Genomic DNA, 5,038 nt, shown 5'->3' with positions numbered 1-5,038 from the left:
CACCGAGGCGGGCGCCGATCCAGTCCGTCACCCGCTGCAGCAGGGACGGTTCCGCCTCCCGGTAGACGGGATCGGACAGTTCGGCCCGCGCGGCGCGGCGCGCCTCGTCCCGGCCGGGTTCGACCGGGACGTCGACGGCGGCACCCGCCGCGCGGGGAGCCGGGACCAGCGGGCGGGTCGTGGTCACGCACCTCCCGCCGCGCGGGAGAGCTCGATGTCCAGACCTTCCCGGCGCATCCGCTGGTCGATGTAGAGCAGCGCGGTGACCGCCGAGGCGAACGGCACGGTGATGGTCTGCGCCACCGCGCTGCCGAGCTCGGTGATCAGCAGCTCGCCGGTGGTCATCCCGCGCAGCACGGCGTCCGTGTCGACCAGGAAGCTGAACGGCACCTGGATGATCGAGCCGATGATGAGCGTGACCAGCAGAGCCACCGCCAGCACGCCGAACACCCGCCACCACGAGCCGCGGACCAGGTCGCGGGAGCGGCCCAGCGCCTGCCCCACGCGGCCGCGTTCGAGTACCAGGGCCGGGGTGGCCAGGCTCAGCAGCACGTAGAGCCACACCCCGGGGAGGACGAAGAACAGGCTCGCGACCGACACGGCGAGGGTCACCAGCACGGTGAGCCCGAACAACGGCAGCAGCCGGGGCCGCAGCTCCTCCCACGCCTGCGCCACCGTGATCGGGCTGCCCAGGACGGCCTTGCCGACCACGACGGTGAGCAGACCGGACAGGAAGGTCTGGGTGAGCATGGTGAGCAGCGCGACGACGAGGAAGCCGGGCACGCTCTCCCCCAGCACGGTCATCATCTGGTCGAGCTGCTGCTCCGGCGGAGCGGTCTCGTCGATCACGGGCGCGGGCTCGGTGGCCCCGAGCAACCACAGGTCGGCCGCGAAGAACAGCACCGCCCCGACCAGCGCCACCACGGCGGACGAACCGAACACGACGGCCGCGTGCCGACGCATCGTGGTGATCGCCCCGTCGAGGATCTCGCCGAGCGCCAGGGGCCGCAACGGGATGACGCCCGGTTTGCCCGCCCGGTGGCGGTCCGGGCCCTGGGGGTACCGGGGGTACTGTCCGCCGCCGCCGGAGCCCGCCGAGTCGGGATCGGGTGCGGACCAGCCTGTCGAGTCGGTCATGACCGTCATCCTCGCGTGTCGTCGTCGCCGGACGCCTCCAGGGGTGTTCCCGTGAGCCCCGCACAGTGGCCCGGGGGCTCCGTTATGCTGGCGGCCGAGACCGAGCTACCCGCGGGACGACCACATGACACAACCCCCACCGGGGCCGCCACCGCAGGACCCTCGGCCGGGCCACGGGTACGGCGACGACCGTTTCCCGCACCCCCACCGGCCCGCCCCGCCGCCACCGCCGCGGCGTTCGCACGTCCCGCTCGCCGTGGCCTCGGTGGCCGGGGTGCTGGTCCTGGTGCTCGGGCTGGTCGCGGTGGTCACGCTGACCGGCGGGGACGACCGGGACAGGCTCGCCGAGCCCGGCCGGGACGACAGCGGTGTGACCTTCCCCACATCCCCCACGGCGCCGTCGTCCCCGCTGTCGACCGACCCGACCCCGTCGGAGACGTCGCCCGGGACCTCGTCCGCCACCCCCTCCCCCTCCGGCGGGGTCGCGCCCCCGGCCCGGCAGGAGGGACCGCGGAAGGTCTACCAGCTGGCCGACCACCCGATCCTGCAGAACCCCGACGCGGGACTGCGCAACCGGGTCTGCGATCTGCCCGCGTGGCGGAGCTCCCCGGACGGGGCCAGAAAGTTCTTCACGGCGGCCCGGCACTGTCTCGACACGGCGTGGGAGCCGTTCCTGCGGGCCTACGACCTGCCGTTCCGGCCGCCGCGGCTGCACTTCCCGTCGAGCGGCAGCTTCGAGACCGAGTGCGGACGGATCAGCGTGGGGCTGACCACGGCCGCGTACTACTGCGAGAACGAGCTCTACCTGCCGTTCGACGGCCTGCAGACCGAGCAGTACGGCAACGCCCCCGGCGTGTATCTCGCCTTGTTCGCCCACGAGTACGGCCACCACGTACAGGAACTCGCCGGGATCATGGACGCCGCCTGGGAGCGGATCTACGCGGCGGGCCGGGACAGCCCCGCCGGACAGGAGATGTCCCGGCGCAAGGAGCTGCAGGCGCAGTGCTTCTCCGGGATGTTCCTCGGCGCGCACGTCGACCAGGGCGGCACGATCACCCGCGCGATGTACGAGCGCGCCTGGTACGACCAGGAGACCCGCGGCGACGACACCTCCGGGACCAGCGACCACGGCAGCAACGCCAACTACGCGAAGTGGTGGCGCGCGGGCGCCTACGACAACCGCATCGTCGACTGCAACACCTTCGCCGCCCCCAGCGCCGACGTCTCCTGACCCGGCGGGGTCAGGTGGTGCCGTGAAGGCCCCCTTGCCTGCGTGGGATGCCGTGAAGGGGTCCTTCGCTGCGTGCGATGCAGGGAAGGACCCCTTCACGGCACACCAGGCGGGTCAGGCGAGGGCGGGCTTCGGGCCGCGGGCCATGAGGTAGGCGTAGGTGCCGCCGCCCGCGCAGCTCAGCATGAGCAGCGCCATACCCACGGGACGGCGCAGGTCGCTCGTGCCGGGGGCGGTGGCGGCCAACCGGACGTCCACCGACCCTCCCCCGGTGGACGACTCCGGGGGTACGGCCACCCGGACCTGCTCGCCCTCGTCGTGGCCGCAGCCGCTCAGGCGTCCGTCACGTTGCCCGGCCCTGCCCTCGAAACGCACCGTCTCGACCGCGTCCGGATCACTGCACTCGGCGGGCGCGGTGACCGTGGCCTCCACGATCCGGTGCCGGTCCGCGGGCGGGGCGCCGAACAGCGACGCGCCCGTCCACCAGGCCCCCAGCAGGATCAGCAGTCCCGTCACCGCGGCGACACCGAGGACCTTCCCGGTCAGCGGCGGCATCGGCCGTCGTCGGTGATTCACAGGCGCCCGCACCCGGCCCATGGTTCCAGAACACCGGGGCACTGCCCAGCGATCGGAGGCACGCACAACAGCTGTCCGCGGGCCCGGCCCCGTGCCCGACACGGACACGGTTCGACGGATCACACCTCGCGTCCGGCGGTGGGAACCGGCGGCCGGCTCGCGGCCCCGGGGCGTCAGATCACGGGTCTGGAGTGTCGACTCGCGGGGCTGGGGTGGCGACTCGCGGGGCTGGGGTGGTGGGGGTTACGGGACGGTCTCCTCGCCGACGGCGACCTTGCGGACGTAGAGGAGGCGGTCGCCGCGTTCGAGGGAGTCGGCCTCGGGGGCGTCCACCCGGTAGAGCACGCCGCCGCGGACCAGCCCGAGCACGATGTCGGGCAGGTGCCGGGGTGAGCCGCCCTCCTCGAACTCCTCGACCGGGCGCTCGGCGATGGCCAGGCCCGTCTCCGGGGTGAGCAGGTCCTCGACCATGTCCACCACCCGCGGGGTGCGGGTGGCGATGCCCAGCAGCCGGCCCGCCGTCTCACTGGACACCACGACCTGGTCGGCGCCGGACTGTTTGAGCAGGTGCACGTTCTCCGCCTCGCGGACCGAGGCCAGGATGCGCGCCTTCGGCGCCAGTTCCCGCGCGGTCAGGGTGACCAGCACGGCCGTGTCGTCCCGGTTCGGCGCCACCACCACGGCGCGGGCCCGCTGGATCCCGGCCACGCGCAACACGTCCGACCGGGTGGCCGAGCCGTGGACCGTGATCAGGCCGCGCGCGCTCGCCGAGTCCAGGGACACCCGGTCGGTGTCGACCACCACGACCTGGCTCGGATCGAGGTCCTCCTCGGCCAACAGCGCGTTGACCGCCGACCGGCCCTTCGTGCCGAACCCGATGACCACGACGTGGTCGCGCACCTGCCGCCTCCACTTCTGCACCCGGAACGCCTGCCGGGACTTCTCGGTCAGTACCTCCAGGGTGGTCCCGATCAGCACGATCAGGAACAACACCCGCAGCGGCGTGACGAGGACGACGTTCACCAGTCGCGCCGAGTCGCTCGACGGCGAGATGTCCCCGTAGCCGGTCGTCGACAGGGACACGGTCGCGTAGTAGAAGGCGTCGAGCAGCGACACCCCGTCCCCGTTCGAGTCGGAGTACCCGTCCCGGTCCAGGTACACGACCACCACGACGACCACCAGCGCGAACAGCGCGAACAACACACGCCGCGCGATCGCCCGCGCGGGCCCGATCGTGTGAGCGGGCATGTTGATGACGCCGACGAGCGCGTGCCCCGGCTGCTCGGGCAGCCGCTCGTCACCGTTGCGTTTCCAGGGGCGGGCCACGGGAGTCCAGCCTATTCCCCGGACGGTTCCCCGCCAGACGGCGCCTCGCCCGTCGGGACGCCCCGCAGCAACCCGCGCAGGCCCTCGGCGTCGAGCAGGTCGACGGGGTGGACGGTCCGCCCCGGGCGCACGTAGTGGAACGCCGCGCGCACCTTCTCCAGCGGCGCCCCGGACAGCCCCGACCACGCCAGCCGGTAGGCCGCGAGCTGCACCGACAACGCACGCATCCGGTCGGCGTCGGGGACCGCGCCGGTCTTCCAGTCCACCACGGTCCATCCGCCGTCGGCGTCGGCGAACACCGCGTCCATCCGCCCGCGCACGGTGATCCCGTCGACGTCGGTGGAGAACGGGACCTCGATCTCGTGCGGCGTCCGCCCGGCCCACGGACTCGCCTCGAACGCCTCCCGCAGCGCGGCGAGATCCCCGTCGTCGGCGTCGGCGTCCGGCCCGTCCGCATCGGCCGACCCGGGGAGGTCGTCGAGGTCGAGCAGGCGGTCCCCGGCGAAGCGGCGCTCCAGCCAGCCGTGGAAGGCGGTGCCGCGCCGCACCGGGGCGTTCGGCGGGAAGGGCAGTGGTCTGCGCAGTCTGCGGGCCAGTGCTCCGGGGTCGTCGGCCAGCTCGACGAGCTGGCTCACCGACAGCTTGCCGGGCAGGGCGATGTCCGCACCGCCGTCGCGGGCCCGGGCGCGCTCGGCCAGCAGCACGTCGGTGTCGGCGATCCACCCGTCCGGGTCGGCCACGCCGTCCGTGCCGTCCGGGTCCGTGCCG

At 73.4% G+C, this 5,038-nt stretch carries 5 protein-coding genes and 1 pseudogene; 1 reads left to right on the top strand and 5 read right to left on the bottom strand.

Features of this window, described 5'->3' with window-relative positions; all coding sequences use genetic code 11:
- Both SACPADRAFT_RS33220 and SACPADRAFT_RS0218860 read right to left on the bottom strand, forming a co-directional pair.
- A pseudogene (locus tag SACPADRAFT_RS33220) lies at positions 1-187 on the bottom strand (hypothetical protein); the annotation flags it as partial.
- Complete coding sequence (locus SACPADRAFT_RS0218860; RefSeq protein ID WP_007026465.1) at positions 184-1,137, bottom strand: DUF7847 domain-containing protein; 954 nt, start codon at positions 1,135-1,137, stop codon at positions 184-186. The gene SACPADRAFT_RS0218860 and the pseudogene SACPADRAFT_RS33220, both read right to left, overlap by 4 nt.
- Before the next feature lie 124 nt (positions 1,138-1,261).
- Here SACPADRAFT_RS0218860 and SACPADRAFT_RS0218855 point away from each other — a divergent pair, with 124 nt between their 5' ends.
- Positions 1,262-2,368, top strand: a complete 1,107-nt coding sequence (locus SACPADRAFT_RS0218855; protein WP_007026464.1) for a neutral zinc metallopeptidase — start codon at positions 1,262-1,264, stop codon at positions 2,366-2,368.
- A 114-nt stretch (positions 2,369-2,482) separates the two neighbouring features.
- On the opposite strand, the gene SACPADRAFT_RS0218850 is transcribed toward SACPADRAFT_RS0218855, so the two are convergent.
- The 3 genes from SACPADRAFT_RS0218850 to SACPADRAFT_RS0218840 all read right to left on the bottom strand — a co-directional run.
- Positions 2,483-2,923: a hypothetical protein gene (locus tag SACPADRAFT_RS0218850; protein WP_007026463.1), complete on the bottom strand. Its 441-nt coding sequence runs from the start codon at positions 2,921-2,923 to the stop codon at positions 2,483-2,485.
- 264 nt (positions 2,924-3,187) lie between these two features.
- Positions 3,188-4,270 (bottom strand): potassium channel family protein, encoded by a 1,083-nt coding sequence (locus tag SACPADRAFT_RS0218845; RefSeq protein ID WP_007026462.1) that lies wholly within the window; start codon positions 4,268-4,270, stop codon positions 3,188-3,190.
- An 11-nt stretch (positions 4,271-4,281) separates the two neighbouring features.
- The coding region (locus tag SACPADRAFT_RS0218840) for a RecB family exonuclease (protein ID WP_007026461.1) at positions 4,282-5,038 on the bottom strand (757 nt) is incomplete at its 5' end.

It is taken from the genome of Saccharomonospora iraqiensis subsp. paurometabolica YIM 90007, from assembly GCF_000231035.2.
In the GTDB taxonomy this organism is placed as follows: Bacteria; Actinomycetota; Actinomycetes; order Mycobacteriales; family Pseudonocardiaceae; genus Saccharomonospora; species Saccharomonospora paurometabolica.
Note: the sequence above shows the minus strand (reverse complement) of the source record. Positions and strands in the feature narration are given on the sequence as shown.